General features: G+C 38.4%; 21 protein-coding genes and 6 tRNA genes. 21 read left to right on the forward strand and 6 right to left on the reverse strand.

Annotated features, from left to right (window positions below; genetic code table 11):
- Nucleotides 1-2: 2 nt before the first annotated feature.
- The 3 genes from TRESU_RS06580 to TRESU_RS14230 are packed head-to-tail and all read right to left on the reverse strand — an operon-like array spanning nucleotide 3 to nucleotide 2,590.
- Nucleotides 3-536, reverse strand: coding sequence for a CvpA family protein (locus tag TRESU_RS06580; RefSeq protein ID WP_013701485.1), 534 nt, complete (start codon nucleotides 534-536; stop codon nucleotides 3-5).
- A complete protein-coding gene (gene murG, locus TRESU_RS06585) occupies nucleotides 533-1,684 on the reverse strand; it encodes an undecaprenyldiphospho-muramoylpentapeptide beta-N-acetylglucosaminyltransferase (protein ID WP_013701486.1) in 1,152 nt (383 codons plus the stop codon). The genes TRESU_RS06580 and murG overlap by 4 nt, the downstream gene beginning before the upstream one ends.
- 6 nt (nucleotides 1,685-1,690) lie before the next feature.
- Nucleotides 1,691-2,590, reverse strand: coding sequence for an ankyrin repeat domain-containing protein (locus tag TRESU_RS14230; RefSeq protein ID WP_013701487.1), 900 nt, complete (start codon nucleotides 2,588-2,590; stop codon nucleotides 1,691-1,693).
- Nucleotides 2,591-2,731: 141 nt separating this feature from the next.
- Here TRESU_RS14230 and TRESU_RS06595 point away from each other — a divergent pair, with 141 nt between their 5' ends.
- The 13 genes from TRESU_RS06595 to clpX all read left to right on the forward strand — a co-directional run bounded on the left by TRESU_RS06595 (nucleotide 2,732) and on the right by clpX (nucleotide 9,925).
- Entirely contained in the window at nucleotides 2,732-3,289 is a 558-nt protein-coding gene (locus tag TRESU_RS06595; RefSeq protein ID WP_013701488.1) for a tryptophan transporter, read from the forward strand.
- Nucleotides 3,290-3,318: 29 nt separating this feature from the next.
- Nucleotides 3,319-4,161, forward strand: a complete 843-nt coding sequence (locus TRESU_RS06600) for an energy-coupling factor ABC transporter ATP-binding protein (RefSeq protein ID WP_013701489.1) — start codon at nucleotides 3,319-3,321, stop codon at nucleotides 4,159-4,161.
- On the forward strand, nucleotides 4,158-4,985 hold the full coding sequence (locus TRESU_RS06605; protein ID WP_013701490.1) for an energy-coupling factor ABC transporter ATP-binding protein: 828 nt from the start codon (nucleotides 4,158-4,160) through the stop codon (nucleotides 4,983-4,985). The genes TRESU_RS06600 and TRESU_RS06605 overlap by 4 nt, the downstream gene beginning before the upstream one ends.
- Nucleotides 4,982-5,752, forward strand: coding sequence for an energy-coupling factor transporter transmembrane component T family protein (locus tag TRESU_RS06610; protein ID WP_013701491.1), 771 nt, complete (start codon nucleotides 4,982-4,984; stop codon nucleotides 5,750-5,752). The genes TRESU_RS06605 and TRESU_RS06610 overlap by 4 nt, the downstream gene beginning before the upstream one ends.
- Before the next feature lie 79 nt (nucleotides 5,753-5,831).
- A tRNA-His gene (locus TRESU_RS06615) sits at nucleotides 5,832-5,903 on the forward strand.
- A gap of 31 nt (nucleotides 5,904-5,934) precedes the next feature.
- Nucleotides 5,935-6,008 (forward strand) — tRNA-Arg (locus tag TRESU_RS06620).
- 7 nt (nucleotides 6,009-6,015) lie between these two features.
- A tRNA-Lys gene (locus tag TRESU_RS06625) sits at nucleotides 6,016-6,088 on the forward strand.
- Nucleotides 6,089-6,127: 39 nt separating this feature from the next.
- Nucleotides 6,128-6,208: transfer RNA gene (locus TRESU_RS06630), tRNA-Leu, on the forward strand.
- A 54-nt stretch (nucleotides 6,209-6,262) separates the two neighbouring features.
- A tRNA-Gly gene (locus tag TRESU_RS06635) sits at nucleotides 6,263-6,334 on the forward strand.
- Between the two features lie 48 nt (nucleotides 6,335-6,382).
- Nucleotides 6,383-6,454, forward strand: a tRNA-Gly gene (locus TRESU_RS06640).
- A 138-nt stretch (nucleotides 6,455-6,592) separates the two neighbouring features.
- On the forward strand, nucleotides 6,593-7,963 hold the full coding sequence (gene tig / locus TRESU_RS06645; RefSeq protein WP_013701492.1) for a trigger factor: 1,371 nt from the start codon (nucleotides 6,593-6,595) through the stop codon (nucleotides 7,961-7,963).
- Between the two features lie 88 nt (nucleotides 7,964-8,051).
- Nucleotides 8,052-8,663 (forward strand): ATP-dependent Clp endopeptidase proteolytic subunit ClpP, encoded by a 612-nt coding sequence (gene clpP, locus TRESU_RS06650; RefSeq protein ID WP_013701493.1) that lies wholly within the window; start codon nucleotides 8,052-8,054, stop codon nucleotides 8,661-8,663.
- Nucleotides 8,663-9,925 carry an ATP-dependent Clp protease ATP-binding subunit ClpX gene (gene clpX / locus TRESU_RS06655; protein WP_013701494.1) on the forward strand — a complete coding sequence of 421 codons (1,263 nt, stop codon included), beginning with the start codon at nucleotides 8,663-8,665 and terminating at the stop codon, nucleotides 9,923-9,925. The genes clpP and clpX overlap by 1 nt, the downstream gene beginning before the upstream one ends.
- Nucleotides 9,926-9,971: 46 nt before the next feature.
- Here the strand turns inward: clpX and TRESU_RS06660 are convergent, their stop codons facing one another.
- Entirely contained in the window at nucleotides 9,972-11,090 is a 1,119-nt protein-coding gene (locus TRESU_RS06660; RefSeq protein WP_013701495.1) for a glycosyltransferase family 4 protein, read from the reverse strand.
- Between the two features lie 48 nt (nucleotides 11,091-11,138).
- On the opposite strand from TRESU_RS06660, the gene TRESU_RS06665 reads away from it, so the two are divergent.
- The 7 genes from TRESU_RS06665 to TRESU_RS06695 are packed head-to-tail and all read left to right on the forward strand — an operon-like array spanning nucleotide 11,139 to nucleotide 20,370.
- The gene (locus tag TRESU_RS06665) at nucleotides 11,139-12,305 is read left to right on the forward strand and encodes a DEAD/DEAH box helicase (protein WP_013701496.1); all 1,167 of its coding nucleotides are present in this window, start codon (nucleotides 11,139-11,141) and stop codon (nucleotides 12,303-12,305) included.
- Nucleotides 12,306-12,360: 55 nt separating this feature from the next.
- Complete coding sequence (locus TRESU_RS06670) at nucleotides 12,361-15,315, forward strand: chromosome segregation SMC family protein (RefSeq protein WP_013701497.1); 2,955 nt, start codon at nucleotides 12,361-12,363, stop codon at nucleotides 15,313-15,315.
- The gene (locus tag TRESU_RS06675; protein WP_013701498.1) at nucleotides 15,312-15,683 is read left to right on the forward strand and encodes a hypothetical protein; all 372 of its coding nucleotides are present in this window, start codon (nucleotides 15,312-15,314) and stop codon (nucleotides 15,681-15,683) included. The genes TRESU_RS06670 and TRESU_RS06675 overlap by 4 nt, the downstream gene beginning before the upstream one ends.
- Nucleotides 15,680-17,173: an outer membrane protein assembly factor BamD gene (locus tag TRESU_RS06680; RefSeq protein WP_013701499.1), complete on the forward strand. Its 1,494-nt coding sequence runs from the start codon at nucleotides 15,680-15,682 to the stop codon at nucleotides 17,171-17,173. The genes TRESU_RS06675 and TRESU_RS06680 overlap by 4 nt, the downstream gene beginning before the upstream one ends.
- Nucleotides 17,174-17,189: 16 nt before the next feature.
- On the forward strand, nucleotides 17,190-17,885 hold the full coding sequence (locus TRESU_RS06685) for an SIMPL domain-containing protein (RefSeq protein ID WP_013701500.1): 696 nt from the start codon (nucleotides 17,190-17,192) through the stop codon (nucleotides 17,883-17,885).
- A gap of 32 nt (nucleotides 17,886-17,917) precedes the next feature.
- Nucleotides 17,918-19,255, forward strand: a complete 1,338-nt coding sequence (gene serS, locus TRESU_RS06690) for a serine--tRNA ligase (RefSeq protein ID WP_013701501.1) — start codon at nucleotides 17,918-17,920, stop codon at nucleotides 19,253-19,255.
- A gap of 17 nt (nucleotides 19,256-19,272) precedes the next feature.
- Nucleotides 19,273-20,370, forward strand: coding sequence for an AI-2E family transporter (locus TRESU_RS06695; RefSeq protein WP_013701502.1), 1,098 nt, complete (start codon nucleotides 19,273-19,275; stop codon nucleotides 20,368-20,370).
- 30 nt (nucleotides 20,371-20,400) lie between these two features.
- On the opposite strand, the gene TRESU_RS06700 is transcribed toward TRESU_RS06695, so the two are convergent.
- Nucleotides 20,401-21,378, reverse strand: coding sequence for a hypothetical protein (locus TRESU_RS06700; protein WP_013701503.1), 978 nt, complete (start codon nucleotides 21,376-21,378; stop codon nucleotides 20,401-20,403).
- Nucleotides 21,378-22,010: a hypothetical protein gene (locus TRESU_RS06705; protein ID WP_013701504.1), complete on the reverse strand. Its 633-nt coding sequence runs from the start codon at nucleotides 22,008-22,010 to the stop codon at nucleotides 21,378-21,380. The genes TRESU_RS06700 and TRESU_RS06705 overlap by 1 nt, the downstream gene beginning before the upstream one ends.
- Nucleotides 22,011-22,161: 151 nt before the next feature.
- Between TRESU_RS06705 and TRESU_RS06710 the strand changes: the two genes are divergently transcribed.
- Complete coding sequence (locus TRESU_RS06710) at nucleotides 22,162-22,872, forward strand: Bax inhibitor-1/YccA family protein (RefSeq protein WP_013701505.1); 711 nt, start codon at nucleotides 22,162-22,164, stop codon at nucleotides 22,870-22,872.
- Nucleotides 22,873-22,875: the final 3 nt, after the last annotated feature.

Here is a 22,875-nt window from a genome sequence, read left to right on the forward strand (position 1 = left end):
TTTTAATTTCCTTGTATCTGTTCAAGTGGAATGGCAAGCGGAACTGATGAATTCTTTTCAACTGCTTTTGAAAGGCTTTCAAGCGGAATTGAAATGACTGGATTTAATATTCTTGAAAAAAAACTTCCGTCAAGAATTGTGTCAACATTAAACCAAGGCTGGGCTTTCATTAAAATCAAAACAACGCCAACAACAGCAAGTCCTTCCAAAAATCCAAAAACAAAACCTAAGAATCTATCCAAGTCCTTGAAAATTTCACCGCCAAAAATATTTTTTATTGCGGTCTGAAGAATTTTCATAACAATAAATGCAATTATAAAAATCAGCAAAAAAGAAAGAACAACAGACACTAAATGAATTTTCAAATGCTTTTCAATTGGAGAAACCAGCCGTCCGTAAAAAAGAATTGCAACCCAAATGCTTACGACAGGCGCTGCTTTTCCGAACACTTCATTTAAAAATCCGTTTATTGCTCCAATAATTGCAAATGTCAAAACAACAAGCAAAAAAACAATATCGATTGCGGGAAACATCATATTTTTATCTGCTCCAAAATCAGATTTGCTATAATTTCAGAAGGCTTTTTTTCTTTGCAAATGGACTTGCAGTTTTCAGCAAATTTATTTCTAGTTTCTGAAATTTTCATTTCAGATAATGCATTAAGAAGATTTTCTTTTGTCGCATCTTTCCCTGTCAAAGCAATGGCGGCACCTTTGCTTGCAAAATACTCCGCATTGTCAACTTGGTCGCCTCTTGTTCCTGCACCGCATAAAGGAATTAAAATCATCGGCTTTGAACAAACGGCACATTCCCATAAAGAATTTGCTCCAGCTCTGGAAATTATTATATCCGCGGATTGAATTACAGAAACCATTTCATTAAAAATAAATTCATAAGGCTTGTAGCTGTCATCGCCGGAAGACATAATATCAGGATTTTCCTGAGCAAATTTTTTTCCAGTTTGATGAACAACAATGAAATCCTTTTTTAGCTCATCAAGGCATTCAATTACAAGATTGTTTATCTGATTTGCACCAAGACTTCCGCCTAAAATTAAAAGAATATTTTTTTTGCAGCCGTTATCTATGCCAAGAAATTTTTTCCCGGCTTCTGAACTATCATTGTAAAATGCCGGTCGAACTGGATTTCCTGTAACAATGCATTTTTCTTTTTGAAAACTGCTGAAATAGTTTTTTGTTTCTTCATAGGAAATTAAAATTTTTGAAGCTTTTTTGCTGTTGATTCTTGTGGCAAGTCCCGGTGTAAAATCGCATTCGTGAGTAAAATATGGAATTTTTAGAATAGCTGCGGCGGCGCACGGAGGCACGCTTACAAAACCGCCTTTTGAAAAAAGAAAATCTGGCTTTATTTTTTTTAGAATAAAAAACGACTTTATAAATCCTGCGAATATTTTAAAAAAGTCTGTGAAATTTTTAAGTGAAAAATAACGACGAAGTTTTCCGCACGGAATTCCATGAAAACAAAAAATGCTTCCGCCTGATGATAAAAGATTTTTTTCAATTATTGCAGAATCCATTCCTTTGGAATTTCCAATCCAGTGAATTTCAATTTTAGTTGATTCATTTGAATTTTTTTTCAGTTCATCAGCAATGGCAATTCCCGGATATATATGTCCGCCTGTTCCGCCGCCAGCAAAAGCGATTACAATTTTTTTCCTAGACATTTTTTTTTACTTTTTTCCCATCAGTTTCATAAGTTCTTCATTTTTGAAAAGCGATGCATAGTCACGCGCGCTCATTCCCATGCTGTCCTTTACGTCAGGATCTGCGCCGGAATTCAAAAGCAGTTTTACAATTTTTGAATTTCCGTTTCCAACTGCAAGAACAAGAATAGACTGGCCGTCCGAACTCATTGTGCTTAAGTCCGCACCATGGTCTATAAGCAACTTTGCAATTTCGTAGTTTTTCCGCCAGACAGCATCCATCACAGGAGAATATCCTCTGTCTTCTGAAACTTCATTTATGTCCGCGCCTTTTTCAAGAAGAAGTTCAAGCATTTCCTTGCTATCATTTCTCGTTGCAACACACAAAAGCGGAACTCCTTGCAATGTTTTTGAATTCACATCTATTCCAGAATTCAAAATTGATTTGCAAATTCCAGTTTTTTCTTTTTCAAGATAAAATTCAAAACTGTCTGCGCTGCATGAAATTCCTTGCTCCAAAAGTGAATTCTTGTTTGCGCGTTTTAAACTTTCTGATTTTAGATTCTCAATATTTTTTTCAAGCCAATTAAAAAGCTCATTTTCAGAATAAAAATTTTTTAAAGACAGTTTTTTATTTTCACAAGGAAATAATTTGATGAATTTTTTTTCTTCATCTAAAACAAGAACTGGCATATTTTTTCCATAGCAAAAGCCCAAAACGCAAGATAAAATCAGCGCAGAATTTTCAACATCGGAAAAAAATAAAAATCCGTCAGAACTTGGAATTTTTTCAAGAATATCTTTTAAACTTTTTTCATTTTTATTTAAAATAATTTTTTCAGAATCGCATTTATTTGAAGTAAAAAAAATTTCAGTGCGGTTTGCTTTTTCTTCTTGAAGCGCCTGAGCAAAAATCAACCATTTCATTCTTAAATTATAGCTTAGCTTTGTTCAAAAGTCTATTGCCCTTAAAATTTCATTTTGAAAAAAATTAATTTTCTCTCTTGACAAAAAAGCGCACCGGATATATGTTTCTATTAACAGAAACATAAAAAACAGGAGCTTTTTATGAATGAAAACGAAAATCTTGGTGAAAAACGTGTTCTTGAAACTTCAGAGAAAAAAGGACTTCAAATCCGCGACTTGATTCTTGTTGCTGTTTTGCTTGCGGCCGGAGCGGTTCTGAAATTTTTTGTAGGCTCGCTAATCAACATCGGCGGCATGAAACCAAACTTCATTATCGCAATGTACTGCATGGCGATTGCATTGATTAACCCGAATGTCGCAGCGGCGGCGGTCATCGGAATTCTTGCAGGCGCAATATGCCAGTTCTTTCCGGGAACTCCGTACTTGAATTTTGCAAGCGAATTCGCGGGTGCAGTCGTTATGTCGCTTCTTATGAAAATTCCGCTTCCTAAGCTTGGAAAAATCGATTTCAAACCGGCAGCCGCAACTTTGTTCAGCACATTTGTGAGCGGCGGACTTTACACGGTTTTGCTGATTTTTGCTCTCCGAGCAGACAAGGCGACACTTGCGGCTTACATTCCGATTGTTCTTTGCACAGCCTGCACTAACGCGGTTCTTGTCCAGCTGCTTTATATTCCGCTGAAAATGACTTTGAAATAACCTGAAATAATTAGGTGTCAGGTGGCAAAATGATAAGCATAGAAAATTTAAGCTTTGCGTACAGCGGAAGTTCAGTTCCGGCGTTAAAAAATATTTCAATGGAAATTCAGAACGGCGATTTTGTCGGAATAATCGGAGCGTCCGGAGCCGGAAAAACAACACTAAGCTGCGCGATAAACGGAATCATTCCGCACCACTACAAAGGCGAATATTACGGAAAAGTCTGCGTAAACGGAAAGGATGTCTTTGAAAACGACCCGTGCACCATTGCGCTTGAACTCGGAAGCGTTTTTCAGGACATCGACAGCCAGATGACTTGTTCTGTTGCTGAAGATGAAATTCTTTTCGGACTTGAAAACTTCGGAATCCCAAAAGACGAAATCGAAAGCCGGCTTGAGTGGGCGTTAAAAGAAACCGGAATTGAAAATCTCCGCAGCCGGGAAATTTCCGGACTTAGCGGCGGACAAAAACAGAAAACCGCAGTTGCCGCAATTCTCGCGCTGAAGCCTAAAATTCTTGTGCTTGACGAGCCGACCGGCGAGCTTGATCCGGCGTCCAGCAGAAACATTTTCAGAATTCTAAAAGACCTCAACGAATCTTACGGAATGACAATTATTGTAATAGAACAAAAAATCATGCTACTTTGCGAATTTGCAAAAAAGCTTGCCGTGATTGACAAAGGCTCTTTGAAGTCTTTCGGAAACATCCGCGATGTTCTGAAAAATTCCGGAGAGCTTTCCTTGCTTGGCGTAAATTATCCGCGCGCGGTTGATTTTTACAAAAGCATTCTTTCACGCAAAATGATAACGCCAGAGACAGAAATTTGCATTGACACAAAAGAAGCCGTTTCGCTTGCAGGAGGACTTTTATGATTGAATGCGATTCAGTCCGATTCGGCTACGAAAAAACAAAAGACGCCGAGCTTATACACGGAATTTCACTTTCAATAGAAGACGGAGAATTTGTCGCGCTCACAGGAGAAAACGGAGCCGGAAAATCAACATTCAGCAAACTTCTTGCGGGAATCTTAAAGCCTTCTGACGGAAAAATATGCGTAAACGGAATCGACACAAAAAAAGTGAAAAACAGCATGCTTGCAAAAACCACAGGCTTTCTTTTTCAGAATCCCGACCGCCAGCTTTGCACTTACACAGTCCGGGACGAAATCGCATTCGGACAGAAAGCTTTAAAGACTGGAACTGAAGAAGAAATTTCTAAGCGCACAGAAAAAATCATCGAGCGTTTTGGATTCAATCCGGATGAAGCGCCGTTTTCACTTAGCCGAGGACAAAGACAGAGGCTTGCATTGGCTTCGATTATCGCAGTCGAGCCGAAAGTCATGATTCTTGACGAGCCGACAACCGGGCTTGACTACAAGGAATGCATGGAAATCATGAGCGCAGTAAAAGAGCTGAACAAAAACGGAACAACTGTAATCATGGTTTGCCACGACATGGAGCTTGTTCTTGACTTTGCACGGCGGATGATTGTCCTTGCGGACGGAAAAATCAAGGCGGACGGAAAAACTCTTGAAATAATGCGCAGCAAAAAAATCTTGCAAAAAGCGAGCCTTCTTCCTCCGCAGATTATTCAGATTGCGCTTGAGCTTGAAGAAAAATTTCCTGGCAGATTCAATTTTGAAAACGTCCGCACAGCAGATGAGCTTGCCGCAAAAATTCAGGAGGCGATAAAATGAAAGGTCTTGTCGATTACATTCCGGGAACTTCTGTTTTCCACAAAATGAATCCGGTTTCAAAACTGATTTTTTCAATGGCGGTTTGCGCGTCGTGCTTTATTTCCTCGTCCGCTGAAATTCTGATTCTGCTTCTCGCCGTTGACATTGCGACGGGAATTCTCTGCGGAATCTCAGCAAGGACATTCAGGCTTTTGAAAGGGCTTGTTAAAATTTCAGTTTTCCTTTTTATTCTTCAGATTTTGATAATAAGAAGCGGAAATGTTGTTTACCAAATTTCATTTTTAAAAATAACAGACGCCGGGCTTGCAACCTCGCTGAATCTTGTGCTTAAACTTTGCGGTGCGACTCTTCCGCTTGCCCTGATGCTTTCTGTTACGAAACTTGCCGACCTTTCAAACGCGCTTGTTGAAAAACTTCACGTTCCGTACAAATACGCATTCACGCTGACAACCGCAATCCGTTTCATTCCGGTTTTTGCGCAGGAAATGGAAGGAATTCAGGAGGCCCAGACTTCACGCGGAATCCAGCTGGACACAAAAAATCCGCTGAAAAAACTTGCGCTGATTTTGCCTTTGTGCGCGCCTCTTTTAGTTTCTTCTGTGCGGAAAACAAGCGGAACCGCAATTGCGGCTGACTTGCGCGGATTCAAACTGAGGACATCCGGCTGCTGCCTAAAAAAATATCCATATAAAGCGCGGGACTTTGCGTGCTTTGCCGTATCGTTTGCCCTGATTGCGGTGAGTATCCTTGGGGAATTTTTAAAATGAAATTTTTTTTCAGAAATTTTGCACTTTCTGCTTGACCAACGAAAGTAATTCAGCTATATTCTATTTCGTTGATTGCATGGTGTCTGTAGTTCAGGGGTAGAGCGCCAGATTGTGGATCTGGTTGTCGTGGGTTCAAATCCCACCAGGCACCCGGATTCCAACGTGGAGCCGTGCAGCAGGACGCGTTCGTAGCTCAACTGGATAGAGCAGTGGACTTCGAATCCGAAGGTTGCACGTTCGAGCCGTGTCGGACGCATAAAATCGGGCGATTAGCTCAGCTGGTAGAGCAACAGACTCTTAATCTGTGGGTCGGGAGTTCGATCCTCCCATCGCTCAAAGGATTTTGAAACACTCTGTGTAGGTCAAAAAAATCACGCGAGAGTGGTGAAATTGGCAGACACGCTAGACTTAGGATCTAGTGCCTTAGGCGTGAGGGTTCAAGTCCCTCCTTTCGCATATTTTAATCTTCTTTTTAAATGAAAAGAAATTAATACAAAACGCAGAGGTTTTGCGGAAATGGCTCAATGGTAGAGCGCGACCTTGCCAAGGTCGATGTTGCGGGTTCGATTCCCGTTTTCCGCTCTTACATTATAAAAAGCAGTACTGGATTCAGTTGCTGCGACGCAATTTGCGGAAATGGCTCAATGGTAGAGCGCGACCTTGCCAAGGTCGATGTTGCGGGTTCGATTCCCGTTTTCCGCTCGACGACGAAGCGATTTGGATTTTTTTCTGAATCGCTTTTTTATTTACAGTTTATATCAAACTGTAAAAACTGCTGTGTCAAGGATTAAAATGAAGCGTGCCTTGACCCGGTGTATTTTATAATCGAGAGGTTCCCACGTGAAGGTAACAAAGGAAATTTCCAAACTTGAAAATTCAGCAGTAAAACTCACTGCCACAATTGCAAAAGAAGACGTTGTTTCTGGATACAACAAAAACATTTCTAAATACGCAAAAAATGTTCAGCTTCCAGGATTCCGCAAAGGACACGTTCCTGTAAAAGTTCTTGAACAGAAGTATGGAGATTCCCTCAAGCAGGAAGTTCTCGCAGATCTTATCGATGAATCTTTGAATCAGATTTTCGCAGAGGAAGAGTCAAAAGATATTCGCCCTCTTCCCTACACTCAGCCACGTCTTGACGGAGACAAACTTCCGGAATTCAGCACAGACAAGGATTTGACATTCTCTGTTGTTTATGATGTTTTCCCTTCAGTTGAAGTAAAAGATTTTTCAAAAATCGAAGTAAAAGAGCCGCAGGTTGAAATCGGTGAAAAAGAGCTTAACGAAGAATTGAAAGCTATTCAGGAAAGAAATGCTGTTGTAATCGACAAAAAAGAAGGCGAGCCTGTTGAAAAAGACAATATCGTTACAATTGATTACAAAGAGCTTGATGATTCAGGAGCTGCAATTCCTGGAAGCGAACGCGAAGGTTTTGTTTTCACAGTTGGAACAGGCGAAAACATTTACAAGATTGATGACGAAATCGTTGGAATGAAAAAAGACGAGACAAAAGAAATCTCTAAGACTTACGATGCTAAAGAGGAAAACAAAGATCTTGCTGGAAAAACAAAGAAAATCAGCGTAACTGTAAAAGCTATAAAGCTCCGCAATCTTCCAGCTCTTGACGATGAGCTTGCGCAGGATGTAAGCGAAAAGTACAAGACTCTAGATGACCTTAAAAAAGATATTTCAAAAGGTCTTGAAAGCGCAAAAAATAGAAAAATTGCAGAGCTCAAATCACAGAGCCTTCTTGAGCAGCTTGTAGAAAAAAATCCAATTGTACTTCCAAAGTCAATGATTCAGGCTGAAATGGAAAGCCGCTGGAGAATGATGGCACAGCAGTTCCAGACAACACCAGAGCAGCTTGAAAAAATGATTTCAGCTTCCGGACAGTCAAAAGAAAATATGCTCACACAGTGGACTGGAGATGCTGAAAAAATGCTCAAAAGCCGCCTGATTGTTGATGCTCTTATCCGTGAGAAAAATATTGCGGTTACTCCAGAGGAAGTTGAAGCGGAATTCGCAAAAATTGCAGATGAATCAGGTTCAACTATTGAAGAAGTAAAAGAGCATTATGAAGATGCCCGTGCAAAAGAATACATTATTGATGAAATAAAAGAAAACAAGCTTTATGATGAGCTTTACAAACAGGTAAAAGTTTCAAAAGGAGACAAAGTTAAGTTTGCGGATCTTTTTAAGAATAATCGCTAGCTTAGAAAATTTCTGACGATAACAAAAAAAAACGGAGTGTTGCCCATTCCGTTTTTTTTGTTTACACTATTCATCAGAGGAAAATTTAATGAATGAATTTATGAATACTCTTATTCCGACTGTCATTGAAAGAAGCGGAAACGGAGAGCGAGCCTATGACTTGTATTCAAGGCTTTTGAAGGACAGAATAATTTTTGTTGATGGAGAAATCCGCGATGAAACAGCAGATTTGATTGTGGCGCAAATTCTCTACTTGGAAAGCGAAAATCCAGAAAAAGACATAAGCATGTATATAAACAGTCCTGGCGGTTCGGTTACAGCGGGACTTGCAATTTACGACACTATGCAATATGTAAGATGCGATATTCAGACGATTTGCATGGGACAGGCGGCAAGCATGGGTGCTATTATTCTTGCTGGCGGAACAATCGGAAAAAGATATGCGCTTCCTTCTAGCCGTGTTATGATTCATCAGCCTTGGGGCGGAACTCAAGGTCAGGAAAGCGACATTGCAATTCAAGCAAAGGAAATCGGGCGTCTAAAAAAACTCAGTATAAAATATCTTTCCATGCAGACAGGAAAAAAAGAAGAAGTAATCGCAGCTGATATGGAGCGTGATTTTTATATGCCGGCAGAAGATGCGAAAAATTACGGCATAATTGACCATATAATGAACAGCGCGAAAAAAGGAGTTAAATAATGGCCAGATTAGGCAGAAACAATCAGCCGGTATGCTCATTTTGCGGCCGTCCTGCTGATGAACACAGAAGAGTCGTAAGTTCTCCAGATGACATGATTTATATTTGTGAACATTGTGTTGCAACTTGCCAGACAATTTTAAACAATGAAGCCCACACAATAGCTCCAATCGACATGAGCGCAATTCCGTCTCCAAAAGAATTCAAGGCGTATCTTGATCAGTACGTTATTGGTCAGGATTATGCGAAAAAAGTTCTTTCCGTGGCAGTATACAATCATTACAAGCAGCTTTCAATTTCAAAGGAACAGCAACTTACAATGGATGTGAAAATTGAAAAATCAAACATTCTTCTTTTGGGACCGACTGGCTCGGGAAAAACACTTCTTGCAAAAACTCTTGCGCAAAAACTGAATGTTCCGTTTGCAATTGCGGATGCCACTACCCTTACAGAAGCCGGATACGTTGGTGAAGACGTTGAAAATGTTCTTTTAAAGCTCATCAATGCGGCGGACGGAGATATTGCAGCGGCGGAACGCGGAATTATTTTCATTGACGAAATCGACAAAATCGGAAGAAAAAGCGAAAACACTTCAATTACGCGCGATGTTTCCGGGGAAGGAGTTCAACAGGCGCTTTTAAAGATTCTCGAAGGAACACACGCGTCAGTTCCTCCTCAGGGCGGAAGAAAGCACCCGAATCAGGAAATGATTGATATTGACACTACAAATATTCTATTTATTTGCGGCGGAGCTTTTGTCGGACTTGACAAGATAATTGAGCAGCGTCTTTCAACAGCTTCAATAGGTTTCGGAGCGGAAGGAACTCATAGGACAAACGAAGAGCGAATGGAGCTTTTGAATCAAGTTACAAGCGACGACTTGGTAAAATTCGGTCTTATACCAGAGCTTATTGGACGTCTGCCAATGACTTGCGCATTAAAGGAATTAAACAAGGAAGATTTAAAGAGAATTCTTGTAGAACCAAAAAATGCAATAACAAAACAGTTTCAAGCTATTTTTGCGATAGATGATGTGGAGCTTACTTTTGATGATGATGCGATTGACCAGATTGCAGAAATGGCAATAAGAAGCAAAACTGGAGCACGCGGACTAAGGGCAATTGTTGAGCACATTCTACTTGACCTTATGTACGAAGTTCCAAGCGTAAAAGGCAAAAAGAAACTTGTAATCACAAAAGATATTGTAAATCAAAAAGAACTTCCAACTGCGGAATCTCTTTTGATTGAACAAAAAACAGCTTAAAAGATGTGGAGCTTTCAAATGCAACAGCTAACGGAAGCTCCTTTTTTTATTTTAAAACGCTTCTTATTATTTCTAAAGTCTCAAGGACACATTTTTCCCAAGAAAATCTTTTTGACCAGACAAGCGCGCTTTCTGATATTTTTTTTCTGAAAACTTCGTCTGTTGTTATTTTTTCTATACATGAAGCAAATTCTTCTATATTATCACTATCGAAGAAAAGGGCATTGTTTCCAGCAACTTCCGGAAGCGCGCCAGCTTTTGCACAGGCAACAGGAATTCCAGTCGCCATAGCTTCAAGAATTGGCAGCCCCGCCCCTTCATTCACAGAAGGAAAAATGCAGGCTTCAGAGTTTCTGTATAGCTCAGGAAAACTTTCATGAGGAAAGTATCCGGTTATAAAAATATCGCTCGCCGCAGAAGATTCAAACGCCGCCTTATGAACTTCATCACTGTAAGGTCCGTCGCTTCCTGCAATGACAAGTCTATGAGGCAAATTAGTTTTTTTCTTAAACAGCGAAAATGCTTTTATAAGCTCGATATGTTTTTTTTCAGGACTTTGCATCCGGCTCGCATAAATTATATAAGGTTTTTTTATTGCAAACGGCTTTATATCCGCAATTTCATTTTCAATTCCAAGAGAATCAATCGGAAAAAAACTGCTGTGGTCGATTCCGTTGTGGACAATTTCTATGCGGCGGCACTTTAGTCCTGAACGCTCAAGATTTTTCTTTACGAACATGCTAGGAACAATTATGCAGTCAACATTTGAAAGTCCGGTTTTTATGTGCTTTTGCGCAAGCCAGTTTTCATTCTTAAAAATATTTCCAGGAATGTCATTTATTATTGCAATGCCTGGAACTTTAAATTTTGAAGGAATAAGTCTAGCTCCAGCCGGAAAAACAACCGCATTGTATCCAATTTTTTTTATAAATCGGTTTGCATATAAATAATGCCAAAGCCGGATTGCGCCCGGAGTCGTTTTTATTCCGATGCTAGAAAAAGGCACATCGCGTTTTGCATTATAAGTGTATCTGTCAATTTCTTCCCCGAACAGTTCAAACTCAAATTCGCTTTCAGCAGGAAGATTGTTTATAAAAGACATAAGGTACGAGCCGAGTCCAGATTTTCCGTGGTCGCAACCAAATGTATCAATTCCAATTTTCATAGGCACATAGTATATCACAAAACTTTAAAAATATGCTATATTTTGTTTATGAACAAATTTTTAGAACTAAAAGTTGACGAGTCAATTGTTTCAAAGCTTGAAGAAATCGGCATAACAGAACCTACAGAAGTGCAGAAAAAAATAATTCCGCTTATTTCAGAAGGAAAAAATATAATGTTCCAAAGTGAAACCGGAACTGGAAAAACTTTCGCATATCTGCTCCCATTGCTGAGCCGTTTGAATTCCACGGAAAATAGAATGGCGCGATTTATGATTGCATCCCCGACTTACGAGCTTGCTTCCCAGATAAAAGTTCAGGTGCAGAAAATCAGCGGAATAAAATGCGCCCTGCTGATTGGAGGTGCGCCAATTTCACGGCAAATCGAGCTTTTAAAGGAAAAGCCTGAAATTGTAATTGGAGGTCCCGCGCGGCTTCTTGAGCTGATTCATTTAAAAAAACTCAAGGCGGACGGAATAGAAACTCTTGTTCTTGACGAGGCTGACCGGCTTTTAAGTCCTGAACTCAGGGACAGCACAAAGGGTCTTATGGAGCGTCTTCCAAAATCAGTTCAGCTTATAGGAAATTCCGCCACTGTAAGCAAATATACGCGCGAAATTCTTCAGAAAGCAAGAAACGGAATTTTAAATGATGAAAAGGAAAACGCGATTCTTTTTGTTGCGCTTCCGATGGAAAATGTTCTTAGGAAACAAATTTCGCATTGGGCAATTTTTTCAGAAAGAAGAGATAAAATCGACACGCTGCGAAGTTTTATAAATGCAGAAAAACCAAAAAAACTTCTCGTTTTCACTTCAAAATCCGATCAGATTGAAAACATCGCTTCAAAATTAAGATTCAAAAAAATCGACTGCGAAACCTTATGCGGAAAAACAAACAAAGTTGACAGAAAATCAGCAATCGACAGGTTCAGAAGCGGAAAAACAAAAATTCTCATTACAACAGACCTTGCTTCCAGAGGACTTGACATTGAAGGCATAACTCACGTTGTCCAGATGGATTTGCCGGAAAAAGAAGACTTTTTTATTCACCGCGCAGGAAGAACAGCCCGAGCCGGAGCAACTGGAATAAACTGTGTAATCGGAGACGCCTGGGAAATGGAAAACTATGCCCGCCTTGAAAAAAAACTTAAGATAACGGTTTTTCCAAAAATGCTTTATAAAGGTAACGTTGTCGATCCAAATTCCTTTAATACTTGAGGCTTAAAGGTCATTTTGCTATAATAGAAAAACATTTTAAATTGAGGAACCTCCTGTGTTTTTAAAAAGTCTTGAAATATTCGGTTTTAAGTCATTTGCCGACCGAACTCATATAAATTTTGCAGACGGAATCACTGCCCTTCTTGGTCCGAATGGCTGCGGAAAAAGCAACGTTGTTGATGCAATAAAATGGGTTCTTGCAGAAAACCGCTCAAAAAATCTTCGCGCCGAATCAATGGAAGACGTAATTTTCAACGGAACAGAAACCCGTCCGGCTCTTTCAATGGCGGAAGTTACACTGACAATTGCAAACGAAAACGGACTTCTTCCTCTTGAAGACTCTGAAATCGCAATAAAACGCAGGCTTTACCGCAACGGTGAAAACGAATATTTTATAAATTCAAATCAAGTTGGAGCTTCTTCAATCCGTAAGCTTTTTATGGACACTGGAGTTGGAAAAGCAGCCTATTCTGTCATGGAACAGGGAAAAATCGATCAGATTCTTTCAAGCAAGCCGGAAGACAGACGTTATCTTTTTGAGGAAGCTGCAGGAATCAGCCGTTCAAAGGCAGAAGTTGCAGACGCAGAACGTGAGCTTGAAAAAACAAGAGCGAATCTGGCTCAAATTGACATTGGACTTGCAGAAACAAAACGCAGCTACGAAACTCTAAAAGTTCAGGCTGAAAAAACTGCAAAATATAGAAAACTTCAAGACGAAAAATTTGAATGTGAGCTTGATATTCAGCTTTTAAAGCTCAAGGATTTTACACAGAACAAAGCGCGCCATGAGCAGAACAGAAAAGAAGCCGAAGAAAAAAGAAATTCCGCGGCAAATGAAATTGAAGAAATTTTAAATACACTCCAAGTCAACACAGACAAAGTAAAAGAACTTCAAGAACAAGTAAACACAAAGCAGCAACTTGTCATAAAAATCAGCGCGGAACAAACCGGAAAAAAAGCAATGGCGCGGCAACTTCACGAGCATCAAAGCCAGATGAAAGAAAAAATCGGGCAAATTGAAAACCGCATAAAAAATATTGAAGAGCGCATTGATGAATATAATGAAGAAATTGACAGCCAGAATGCGGAGCTTCACGAAAAGCACAAGCAGCTTTCAGATATAAATAAAAACGTTGAAAATTTTTCTGAAAACATCCGCCAGTCTTCAAGTCAGATTGAAGAAAATTTAAGGCTTATAAACACAAATTCTGGAAAAATCAACAACCTTGATTCGGAACGTGTGGAACTGCAAAAGCAGCTTACATCGATAACAGAAGACATTGTTACAGAACTTGACGCAAAATTAAAAGACGCAGGCTATTCAAGCACTTCAAATAAAAAAGCAAAAGAGGCGCTTGATACGGCACTTGAAAAAATAAAAATTTATGCGAACGGACGCGCGAATATTTTCAAGGATTTTTCTTCGCTTCCTTCGCATTCTGAAAAAGATTCTGCACAAATGGGATCTGATGCGGTTGCGGCATTTACAGAAATTTTGCGGATGCTTGAAGAACTTTCACAGTCCATTTCAGAATATACAAAAACAACGCCGCAATTTATTGATGATTTTCTTTCGCCGGAAGGAATCATCACAAAAAAACGCGGAATCGACTCTTCAATTCAGCAGAATCTTTCTACAATCGATTCAATAAAAAATGAAAGCGCGGAACTGAATTCAAAAAACAATGCGCTTAACAAAAAAATTGATGAATACAAAGACACTCTTTCAAAGTTAAGAATAAACCAGGCGCAGATGGCTCAGCAAATAACTTCGTGCGAGCAGCAGATTTCAACTTTGCGAAAAACTTTGGCTTCTGAAGAAACTTCGCTTCGGGAACAGCAGAACGAGCTTTTTGAGGAAAACAAGCGCCGGGAAGAAAATGAGGAGCAGCTTCAGGAAACCGAAGAATCAATTGCGGAACTAGAAGCTCAAGGTCAAAAAATTACTGCGGAACTAAATGACTTGGACAAGCAAATCTCAGAATGCAACAGCCAGGTAAGCGGAAAACAAAACGCGCTTCAGAAAAAACAAGAAGAGCGGAACAAATATCAAAGCCAGCTTGAAAAGTTCAGTGTTGGAATTGCGCAGTACGACACTGAAATTAGAAATGTTAAGCAGAACTTCCAAGAAAATTTTTCGCGTGACTTGATGGAATTTGAAGAGCGGATGTACACAATCACAACTCCAGTTCCGGCTTTAAAAGAAAAGCTTTCTCAGGTGAAGCAAAAAATTCAGGAACTTGGAACTCCGAACTTAATGGCAATCGAGCAGTTCGCGGAAGAAAAAGAACGCTACGAACGCCAGCAGGCAAACTATAATGACACGCAAAAAACTTTGGAAAATCTTGTCCGCGTAAGTGAAGAAATCCGGACAAAATCTTCTGAAATGTTCTTGGACACATATAATAAAATTCGAAAAAATTTCCACAATATGTTCCGCAGACTTATGAATGGAGGAAGAGCCGAACTTAGGCTTGTAGATCCGGCAAATGTTCTTTCAAGCGGAGTTGAAATTCTTGCACAGCCGCCTGGAAAAAAACTTGTAAATATTTCACTTCTTTCCGGCGGTGAAAAAACAATGACAGCAGTCGCGCTTCTCTTTGCAACTTATCAAGTCCGCCCTAGCCCGTTTTGTCTTTTGGACGAAATTGACGCGGCTCTTGATGACAAAAACGTTGCAAGTTTTGTAAGCACATTGCGCGCATTCGGAAACATAAGCCAGTATATTGTAATCACTCATAACAGAAAAACTGTAATGGGCGCATCAACAATGCTTGGCGTTACAATGGAAGAATCAGGAATCACAAAAGTTCTGCAAGTCCGTCTTGACGAAGACACCATGAACGGAAACATTGTCTTTAACGACCAGTCAGATTTTGTTGAAGAAGAAGTTCCGCAGGAAGAAGGAATTGTAATTCCGCCGCGTCCTCCAAGAAGAGAACACAATCCAGACGGAACTTTAAAAACTGATGGGAAAACTGAAACAGAGGAAACCAGAAGCCAGCAATGAATTTCTTTGAAAATATAAAGAAAAATCTGCAAAATTTTCTCCGGGAAAACACAAAGATTACAACTGGAATAACAATTTTGCTTATTGCCCTTGCAGTTTTTGCTTTTGCATCGGGAATTTTTCAGAAGAAAAAAAAACAGGATATTTTTATTTTTCCAAAGCAAATTCCTTTTTCAGCTGTGGAAGATTTTTTTCCGCCAAAAGAAGATTCTCTAACGGAAGATTATTATTTTTCAAGAGAGCAAAATGCAACTTGGAGCAAAGATGAATTCGACAGATGGTTTTCTGTTCCTTCCAAGGAAAATGTTGAATCTCTTGGAAAATCAAATGAAAAAATTGCAAACGAAATTTTAGGAGCAGCTCCGTGATAAAATTTTTTTTAGCTTTACTTTTTACATTTTTATTTTTCTCATGCGCCTCTTCTCCAAAAGAAAATGAGGAGTCAGTTTTGCATTCAGAAACAGAAATAACCGCTGAAGAAAATCAACTGCAGGAACAGGAAATAGAAAAAACTCAAGAACAGAATCCTGAAATTTCAAATGAAGAAATTCATCCTGAAAAAAATTCATCGGACGAAAATCCGCCGGAAGAAAAAATTCAGGAAGAAATAAAACTTGAGCCTATTGAAGATATTCAAGGATATTATGAAAGCGATCCGGAGCCAGTTTTTCTTGAAAAGCAGGAAGTCATAGAGCCGATTGAAGAAACAGAAGAAATTCCGCTTGTTCCACCGGAAGAAAAAATTCAGGAAGAAAATTCAGAACCCGAAAAAGAAGAAAGCGCATTGCAGGAAATTTCCAGCAGCGAAAATGTGGCAGAAGAAATTCAATCTGAACAAGGCGAAGTTCCTGCTGAAGAAAAAAATGAAGTTTCAGAGAATGAAAATTCTAAAACTGAAATTACAAATACAGAAAATTCAGAAGAAATAATTTCACAGCCGGAAATTCAAGTTCCAGAAGCAAATGTTAAAGAAAATTCCGCAGAGACAACTTCACAAGAAGAAGAAACTGAGCCTGAAAAAGTTCCTGTAATTCCATCGCGTTCAGTTTCAATGAAAAACAGCCAGTACCTGGACATTGTTTATCCGGGAAAAGGCTGGATTTATCTTGGCGAAGAAGACGGAAAAAATTTGATGCGTTACTTTGGACGAAAAATAGGAGACAAAAATACTTCGTTCAGTTTGCGTTCCAGAGAAGAAGGAAAAACAATTCTTCATTTTTATAAAAACGACCAGCTTACAGGTGCTTTTATAGATGATTATTTGGAAGTTGAAATAAAAGGAAAAAATTCTTCAGCCGAGAGAATTTTAGCACCTGATTATTCTTCTATTGTTCCGCCAGCGCAAAAAAATGTAAACCAAGAAAAAATTTCTACTTCAGAAATTTCAAATCAAAAAAATGAAATTCCTGAAGCATCTTCAAAAATTCCAGAAGAAAATTCAATTGATAAAAAAGATTATGAAAAAGAAAATCCTTCAACACAAACTTTCAGTGAAATTTCTTCCGGCAGTGAAGTTGCGTCTTCGCAGGAAATTTCTTCAACTTCATTAGAAAAAAACAATTCATCGGATTCTTCTGCTGATGAGCTTTTAAAAGCCGCGCAGGAATATTTCAATTCAAAAAAATACAAAGATTCACTTGCCTGTCTTGAAAGTTTCTTTGAAAAAACAGACTCAAGAATTGATGAAGGACTTTTTCTTCAGGCTCAAATTTTCGAATCAAATTCATCAGAAAGAAATATAAAAAGCGCGCTTGACAATTATGAAACAATTATCCGCCGTTATCCGCAAAGTCCAATCTGGAAAAAAGCCAGCGAGCGTGTTACATACTTAAAAAAATTTTATTTCAATATAAGATAAGTTTCGGAGAAAAAAAATGAAAAAAATTTTTGCATTAGCAGTTTCTGTTCTTTTTGCATTTACTTCCTGTAATTTTAAAGCAGAAAAAAATGTACCTAGAACAATTTCTGTAACAGGAAAAGGAACTGTAAAACTTGACAACGAAAAAGCTGTAATTTCACTTTCAGTTGTAACAAGAAGCGCAAGTGTTTTAACAGCAACCGAAGACAATGCAAAAAAAATGGAAGCTGTAAGAAATTCACTGGAATCACTTGGAATCGGAAAAGAAAATATTTCAACTTCATCATTTTATATTCAGCAGGAAACTTCGTATTCAAACGGACGGACAATTCTTGGGCAATACGTAGTTTCAAACAGCATAAACATCTTGATTTCTTCAATTGAAAAAACTGGACAGTTAATCGACGTAGCTGTAAAAGCTGGAGCGAATCAGTTTGATTCACTTTCATTTTCCGCAGGAGAAACTTCAGATGCTGAAAAACAGGCTAGAATTCTTGCGTTGCGTGATGCTGAACAAAAAGCAGTTACTCTTGCAAGCACAAGTGGATGCTCAGTTGGAAAAATCATTTCAATAAAAGAGCGTCCGGCAATCACAGAAAGCATATCGAACACAGTTTTATATGCGGCAAAAAAGGAAAACAGTTCTACTCCAGTTTCAGGAGGAAAAACTTCCGTTTCTGTAAATGTTGAAGTAGTTTACGAAATACAGTAAACTGATTATATTTTATTTCATAGAGGCAAAAAATGTTGGACTACAGATTTATTAAAGACAATCTTGAAGCAGTAAAGAAAAATATTATAGACCGCAACATGGATCCTGCAAAAGCTGACGCAGATTTAGTAGTGAAGCTTTTTGATGAACGCACTGCTCTTACAACTGAATTGCAGAATCTTCAGCAGAAAAGAAATGCAAATGCGGCGGCAATGAAACAAAAACTTGATCCAGAGACAAGAGCAAAATATATTGAAGAAGGAAAAAACATAAAGGATGCTGTTTCTTCAGCGGAGTCAAAACTTTCTGAGCTCGAGGTAAAGCTTGAAGAAGCCGGACGTCAGATTCCAAACATGGCGAATCCAGAAGTTCCAGTCGGAAAAGTTGACACAGAAAATCTTGAAGTAAAAAAAGTCGGTCAGCCAAGAAAATTTGACTTCAAGCCAAAGAGCCACGTTGAGCTTGGTGAGTCATTGGATTTAATTGACTTTGAGCGCGGAACAAAAGTTTCAGGAGCAAAATTTTATTATCTAAAAAATGAAGCGGTTTTTCTTGAGCAGTCGCTTATCATGTACGCTCTCAACATTTTGCGCAAGCACGGATTTACAACATTTATAACTCCGGACATTGCACGCGAAGAAATTCTAAAAGGAATTGGATTTAATCCGCGCGGAAATGAAAGCAATGTTTATGCAATCGAAGACGAAGGAACCTGCCTTGTTGCAACTGCGGAAATAACACTCGGCGGCTATCATTCAGGAGAAATTCTTGACAAATCAAAACTTCCGCTTATGTACTGCGGACTTTCGCATTGCTTTAGACGAGAAGCAGGGGCTGCAGGCCAGTTCAGCAAAGGGCTTTACAGAGTTCATCAGTTTGATAAAGTTGAAATGTTTGTCTACTGTCTTCCAGAGCAGAGCGATTCACTTCATGAAAAACTTCGTTTAATTGAAGAGGAAATTTTCAGCGGACTTGGACTTCCATTCCGTGTTGTTGATACTTGTACTGGAGATTTGGGCGCACCTGCTTACAGAAAGTGGGACTTGGAAGCATGGATGCCTGGACGTGCGGATGAAAATCACCCGGACGGAGATTACGGCGAAGTAACTTCAACTTCAAACTGTACAGATTATCAGGCCCGAAGACTGAATGTAAAATACCATGACGATGATGGAAAAAATAAATACGTTCACATGCTTAACGGAACAGCCGTTGCAGTCGGAAGAGCAATGCTTTCAATTCTTGAAAATTATCAAAATGAAGACGGATCTGTAACAATTCCAGAAGTTCTTGTTCCTTACTGCGGATTCGACAAAATCGGACCAAAAACAGACGTAGCATCTCCTGTTTACAAAACAATAAAAAAATAAAAATAGGAAGTCAAATTATGGAAGACAAAAATTATTCAAAGGGCATTTTTTACATCTTACTTTTTGCTGCCATAATTTTGGCGACTGTTATTTTAAAAATCACATCTTCCTTTTTTATTCCCCTCACACTTGCGCTAATGCTTTCGTTTGTTTTTTATCCATTTGTAAAGAACCTTACGAAATTTCGTATTCCGTGGATTGTAGGAATAATTCTAGTTGTGATTTTAGCGGCTGTGGCTTTTTTTATAATCGGAAATCTTTTGGTTGCAAGTTGCCGGACAGTTTTAAATGCTTATCCAAAATATGAAGCAAGATTCACAACTGTCTACAGTTTAATTGCCGAAGCTTTTCACATTCCGTTTGACGAAAATTCATCACTGATTATAAACCTTTGGAATTCATTAGGGGTAAGAACATTTGTTCAGAACTTCGCATTGGCGGCAAGTGGTTATATGTTTTCAACTGCAAAAGTCATACTCGTAATCGCGCTGTTCATTGTTTTCTTTTTAATTGAAATCCGCGGAATGAAAGAAAAAGTAAAAACTGCGTTTCCAGAAGAGCGTCTTAACAGAAAAATAATGTTCATAATTACAAAAACAATCGCAGAAGTAACACGATACATTTCCATAAAATTTTTGATTTCGTTTTTCACAGGACTTCTTGTGTTCCTGTTCTGCTTTATTGTTGGGCTTGACTTTGCAATTATCTGGGGTTTTCTTGCGTTCATTTTGAATTTTATTCCAACGTTCGGTTCTATTCTTTCCTGGGTTCTTACAACTGGATTTGCGGTTCTTCAGTTTTATCCTTCATTTGGAAAAATTCTTTATGTAGGAATAGCCGTGCTTGCTGTTAATTTCATTCTCGGAAATATTATTGAGCCACGCTGGGAAGGTTCAGACCTTGGAATTTCTCCGTTTCTCATTCTTGTAAGTCTTTCGCTTTGGGGCTGGCTTTGGGGATTTATTGGTATGATTCTTGCAGTTCCGATTCTTGTAATTATAAAAATCATCTGCGAAAATATTCAAATACTAAATCCAATCGGAGTTCTTCTGGGGAACAAAACAAATTTCAATAATAGAAAAAGAAAATTTTCGCTTTTCAACAGAAAAAATTAATTAGCCGAATTCAAAATCCTAGGCGATTTTTTATTCGCCTAGGATTTTGCCAGTGATTCTTTCATACAAGAATCTGGAATCTTCTTCTTTTAAATTCTCATATTTAAGGGAGAAGCATTTTATATTTTTTGAATTTTCGTTTTCATAAATTTTTTCAATAGAACACTCAACTTGAACCGTTCTTTTTAAAAGCCTGTTTTCCGAAAGCGTAAAGAAAAGCGAAAGATTGTACTTTAATTCATAATCAAGATTTTCAGAATTTTCTGCGCAGGCAAGCACAATCCGTTTGTCATCAGCAAAAATTATAAAAAACGGTTTTACTCTGCCCTCCACGGGTTCTTGCGGAAAAATATTTTTTTCAGAAAGATAGCGGACAATACTTAAAAGCTGAATGCCGTTTCCGATTGGATTTGCCTGCCCGGATTTTACTTCCTGCACAAACTTTTCAAGAAGCGACTTTGCCTCATGCTGATTCTCCTCTGGAATTTCAGACCACTTTGGAGTAGAAAAAATTCTGTAGCCTTTCATCGGAACGCAGTCAATTTCAACAACAGAATTTTCAGCCTTATAAGAAATTGTTCCGCTGAAATCATAATCGCTTTTTGAAAAAACCTCAGGAATTCTTTTTATGCTTGAAGGAATGACAATCGCAAGTCCTTGTGAACACTCTTTCATCGTTGTAATAAAATAAAGCCCAAGATGATTAAAATAAAACTGAACTTTTACAAGCTTTCCCAAAAACGGCAGAACCGTGCGCGCAGGATTTTTTAAAAGAATTATCCCCTGATTCAAAACTTTTATTTGCTCAGAAGGAATCGCAACAGGAAAAACCGCACTCGCAGGAATCCGGTTTTCTTTTTCAGGCACAGGAATTTTTTCGTCAACCATTTCAACATCATTCTGCTCAGGTTTTTTCTCAAGCGTAACAGTCAGAGGAACATTGTCGTCCATAAGATATTGAAGCACAAGCTCCCTTTCTATTTTTGTAAGCTCCTTGTTTTCAGACATCATTCCTCCTGTAAATTTTTGTTCAAGCTGAAAATTTCAAGCTGAAAAATTTTCCATTCTTGGTTTGTTTTTTTTAAATATGCATAAATGTCAACACTTGAATTTTTTTTATCATTTGTTTTAAGAAAAATTCTTACTGGACATTGATAAATTCCATCAGAAAAAAACGGCTCGCCTGCAACATGATTTAAAATATTCAGCTTCATTTCAGAAAAATCATGCAGAAAAATAACCAGCGAATAAAGATTTTCAGTTTCAAAATATTTTTCGCAATCCGCATTACTTTCAAGTGAATAAAAAAATGAATCAAGAATTTTTAAAGCATTCTTATCAATTGAAGAAACGTCAAGGCTGAACGAATCCTTAAAATTCGGAAAAACAGTCTTTGAATCAACAGAAGCCAAAGCGACAGAAGCTGGCGACAAAATTGTTTTTGGAGAAATTTTTTTTACAGCGGGTAATTTTTCTTTTAAAATATCAGCTTCAATTTCATTTGACCACAAAGAAGTTCTTTCAAAATTTTCTACGGAATTTTTTAAAGTATCATCTTTGGCTTCAGATTCTTCAAAAGAAGCCGCGCATGAAACAAAAAGTGCAACAATTAAAATTCCAGCTGAAAAAATTCTTATCATATTCTTCAATGCATATTATTATAATGGGGATTTTTGCAAAAGAAAAGATATTTTTTCAACAAACTGAAAATGAGCTGTTACAAAAAATAAAGTTTGCGGTTTTATATGTAATATATTATATTTATAAAAATAAAATTTTCGGAGGAAATCTATGGAAAATCAAATGACGTTTTACGCTCCAACAGAAACTGAACGGAAACTTTTCTTAACGAGAACTTATCTATGGATGGGAATCGCACTTCTTGTAAGCGCGGTAGTTTCATTTTTCGCGGCAGAGTCAGGACTGATTATTTCTATTCTAAAGGCAACAGGCGGAATGGGACTTATCATTCTTTGCATTGCGGAAATCGGTCTTGTAGTCGGACTTACTTCTTCAATTAGAAAGATTTCTGTAGCAAACGCAAAGCTTTTGTTCATTTTGTATTCAGCTTTAAACGGGCTTACAATTTCTACAATTTTCTTTACATATACAGCAAGCTCAATCGCAATTTGCTTTGTTTCCGCAGCGGCAATGTTCTTTGGAATGTCGCTTTACGGTCTTAAGACAAAATCAGATCTTACAACAGCCGGACGCTATCTTATGATGGCTTTGCTCGGAATTATCATCGCTTCTCTGCTGAATGGAATTTTGTTTCTTTTTGGAGCCGGAAGCACAATGTTCGACTGGCTGATTTCTGTTGCTTCTGTTGTTGTGTTCACAGGACTTACAGCTTATGACTCGCAGAAAATCATGCGCATTTCTTCAAGTGCGGACAATTCAGACTCGTTTAAGAAAATTGCGATTTACGGCGCGCTTGAGCTTTATCTTGATTTTATAAATATTTTCCTTTCGCTTTTAAGGCTTTTTGGAAACCGCAAATAAGTT

It is taken from the genome of Treponema succinifaciens DSM 2489, assembly GCF_000195275.1.
Taxonomy (GTDB): Bacteria; Spirochaetota; Spirochaetia; order Treponematales; family Treponemataceae; genus Treponema_D; species Treponema_D succinifaciens.

Bases quoted from the DNA above. Each gene is read 5' to 3' on its own strand.
- TRESU_RS06580 (WP_013701485.1), bottom strand. From the start codon at position 536: ATGATGTTTCCCGCAATCGATATTGTTTTTTTGCTTGTTGTTTTGACA.
- murG (WP_013701486.1), bottom strand. From the start codon at position 1,684: ATGTCTAGGAAAAAAATTGTAATCGCTTTTGCTGGCGGCGGAACAGGC.
- TRESU_RS14230 (WP_013701487.1), bottom strand. From the start codon at position 2,590: ATGAAATGGTTGATTTTTGCTCAGGCGCTTCAAGAAGAAAAAGCAAAC.
- TRESU_RS06595 (WP_013701488.1), top strand. From the start codon at position 2,732: ATGAATGAAAACGAAAATCTTGGTGAAAAACGTGTTCTTGAAACTTCA.
- TRESU_RS06600 (WP_013701489.1), top strand. From the start codon at position 3,319: ATGATAAGCATAGAAAATTTAAGCTTTGCGTACAGCGGAAGTTCAGTT.
- TRESU_RS06605 (WP_013701490.1), top strand. From the start codon at position 4,158: ATGATTGAATGCGATTCAGTCCGATTCGGCTACGAAAAAACAAAAGAC.
- TRESU_RS06610 (WP_013701491.1), top strand. From the start codon at position 4,982: ATGAAAGGTCTTGTCGATTACATTCCGGGAACTTCTGTTTTCCACAAA.
- clpP (WP_013701493.1), top strand. From the start codon at position 8,052: ATGAATGAATTTATGAATACTCTTATTCCGACTGTCATTGAAAGAAGC.
- clpX (WP_013701494.1), top strand. From the start codon at position 8,663: ATGGCCAGATTAGGCAGAAACAATCAGCCGGTATGCTCATTTTGCGGC.
- TRESU_RS06660 (WP_013701495.1), bottom strand. From the start codon at position 11,090: ATGAAAATTGGAATTGATACATTTGGTTGCGACCACGGAAAATCTGGA.
- TRESU_RS06665 (WP_013701496.1), top strand. From the start codon at position 11,139: ATGAACAAATTTTTAGAACTAAAAGTTGACGAGTCAATTGTTTCAAAG.
- TRESU_RS06675 (WP_013701498.1), top strand. From the start codon at position 15,312: ATGAATTTCTTTGAAAATATAAAGAAAAATCTGCAAAATTTTCTCCGG.
- TRESU_RS06685 (WP_013701500.1), top strand. From the start codon at position 17,190: ATGAAAAAAATTTTTGCATTAGCAGTTTCTGTTCTTTTTGCATTTACT.
- serS (WP_013701501.1), top strand. From the start codon at position 17,918: ATGTTGGACTACAGATTTATTAAAGACAATCTTGAAGCAGTAAAGAAA.
- TRESU_RS06695 (WP_013701502.1), top strand. From the start codon at position 19,273: ATGGAAGACAAAAATTATTCAAAGGGCATTTTTTACATCTTACTTTTT.
- TRESU_RS06700 (WP_013701503.1), bottom strand. From the start codon at position 21,378: ATGTCTGAAAACAAGGAGCTTACAAAAATAGAAAGGGAGCTTGTGCTT.
- TRESU_RS06705 (WP_013701504.1), bottom strand. From the start codon at position 22,010: ATGATAAGAATTTTTTCAGCTGGAATTTTAATTGTTGCACTTTTTGTT.
- TRESU_RS06710 (WP_013701505.1), top strand. From the start codon at position 22,162: ATGGAAAATCAAATGACGTTTTACGCTCCAACAGAAACTGAACGGAAA.